This window comes from Carboxylicivirga litoralis (assembly GCF_025499605.1).
Lineage (GTDB): Bacteria > Bacteroidota > Bacteroidia > Bacteroidales > Marinilabiliaceae > Carboxylicivirga > Carboxylicivirga litoralis.
In genome coordinates this window covers 1-2,425 of record NZ_JAFMVC010000075.1, presented here as the reverse complement: position 1 = coordinate 2,425, position 2,425 = coordinate 1, and the positions used below count along the sequence as shown (strand labels likewise).

Below are 2,425 nucleotides of genomic sequence, written 5' to 3'. Positions count from 1 at the left end.
CACACCAACAAAAGTGCAAGTATCAGCATCATGTTCGAGGATGGTACTTACATCAACGATTTGGGAACGTTCCTGGTCCTTCGTGATTTCTCCTATCAAATCAACATCTGCTCATTGAGCAATAAGGTGGATGGTGTGGTCGGAACATACGTTAAGCCTGTAATTTTCCAAAGTGATAAGGCTATTGAAATATACAATAGTGCTATCAACTTTGCCGACATACGCTTTGAATATACCGATGCCGGAAGCGGTGCTATTGCTTTTCTGAACAGTACCACAAACATTGATGATTGCTGTTTTGAGGCAAAGGTTAATCAATCGTGTGTATTTGACAGGGGCTACAATAAGATTGTGTTTTCCGATACCTACTTCAAGATGAACAGGGATATTCAGGACACGATACTCGACAGGGCTTCGGTTGGTTCATTCATCAATATTGCACGTTCAAAATCCGCTCCGGAATACAGACCCAAAACCATTGTTCAGCAAATTAGTGGAGGTTTGATAATCGCAGGGAATGTGGAAGACTTACTCATTTCAGAGAAAAGCCCTGTGTATATGCCCAATGGTGGTATCGAGGTACACGGTGGTTTTGTAACCGACCCTGACGGTAATATCAATATTGCCATTCCAACAAAGCTTTCGCAGTTGGAAAACGATATGAACCTCACTTCTAATTTTGAGGAACTGCAAAACAAACCAACGACCATTAGTGCTGAACAAGCAACGGCAATTGAGAACAACAACAAAAAGAGCAGCTACCCACAAGCAGATGCAGAAAAGCTTGCAGGGATTGAAGAAGGTGCTACTGCCGGGGCTGATTGGAATACCAATATTCAAAACAAGCCTACTACCATATCGGCAGAACAATCGGCAGCTATCGAAGCAAATACGCAAAAGCGTTCTTATCCCGAAGCAGATGAAAACAAGTTGGCAGGGATTGAAGAAAACGCCACCGTTGGAGCTGACTGGGACACGAATGTACAGAACAAACCTGTAACCATCTCTCCACAACAAGCAGCCGATATTGAAGCTAATAATGCTAAACGCAGTTATCCGCAAGCCGATGAAGATAAGCTTTCTGGCATAGAGGAAAATGCAACTGTCGGAGCAGATTGGGAAACGAATATTGCCAATAAACCAACTACAATTTCAGAGGAACAGGCGACTGCTATTGAAGCGAATGCAGCCAAACGTTCATATCCCGAAGCTGATGAAAACAAATTGGCAGGGATTGAAGAAGGTGCGACTGTTGGAGGTGATTGGGAAACCAATATTCAAAATAAACCTCTTACTATTTCAGCAGAACAGGCAGCAGCTATTGTGGCGAATACCGAAAAAAGAAGCTACCCACAAGCCGATGAAGATAAGCTTTCAGGCATAGAAGAAAATGCAACTGCCGGAGCTGATTGGGAAACAAATATAGCCAATAAGCCAACCACCATTTCAGAAGAACAGGCTACGGCTATTGAAGCAAACACAGCCAAACGTTCTTATCCCGAAGCGGATGAAACCAAACTTGGAGGAATCGAAGAAGGTGCAACTGTTGGAGCTGATTGGGAAACAAATATTAAGAATAAACCTGTTACCATTTCAGCAGAACAGGCAGCAGCCATTGAAACCAATGCTCAAAAACGAAGCTACCCACAAGCAGACCAGGACAAACTTTCGGGTATCGAAGAAAACGCCACAGCCGGGGCGGATTGGAATACAAATATTGCCAATAAGCCTGCTACCATAACAGAGGAACAAGCTACCGCTATTGAAGCGAATACAGTAAAACGTACTTATCCCGAAGCGGACGAAACAAAGCTTGGAGGAATTGAAGAAGGTGCGACTGTTGGAGCAGATTGGGACACCAATATTCAGAATAAACCGACAACCATATCGGCAGAACAGGCAGCAGCCATTGAAGCCAATAATGCCAAACGTTCATACCCCGAAGCCGATGAAACTAAACTTGGTGGTATTGAAGAAAATGCCACCGTTGGGGCTGATTGGGATGTCAATTTGCAGAACGTTCCTGACTTCCTGAAAAAGTTCCTACAGGTGTATGCCGATTCCGGCATTTTCTCAGGTGAAGATTGGGAAGCAAAGCTGGCTGAGATATTGAACTTCCAAATCAACTTCATGAAAAACTTCGTGGATGCCGATGTGGACAGCCTTTCGGTAGATGTTGCAGGGAACAACCTAAAACTCACTTTCAAAGACGAAACCGACAAAACCATTACACTCCAATAATTATGAAAGCATTAGTAATAGCAAGCCTTTTCACGGCATTTATAGCATTGGTAGTTTATCTTACCTCCATCATAGCGGTTCATGGCATCCGCAAATCAATTTCCGATAGTAATTACTTTTTACGCAAACCCTACAAGCTTGTATTTGAGATAGTGATGTGGGTTTGTGGACTGGCCATCATCAT

Annotated in this window: 2 protein-coding genes; both read left to right on the top strand. The window is 43.3% G+C overall.

Annotation, left to right across the window (positions count from 1 at the left end; all coding sequences use genetic code 11):
• The coding region (locus J1N10_RS20680) for a hypothetical protein (RefSeq protein WP_262328632.1) at positions 1-2,241 on the top strand (2,241 nt) is incomplete at its 5' end.
• A gap of 2 nt (positions 2,242-2,243) precedes the next feature.
• A partial coding sequence (locus tag J1N10_RS20675) for a hypothetical protein (RefSeq protein WP_262328631.1) occupies positions 2,244-2,425 on the top strand: 182 nt, incomplete at its 3' end.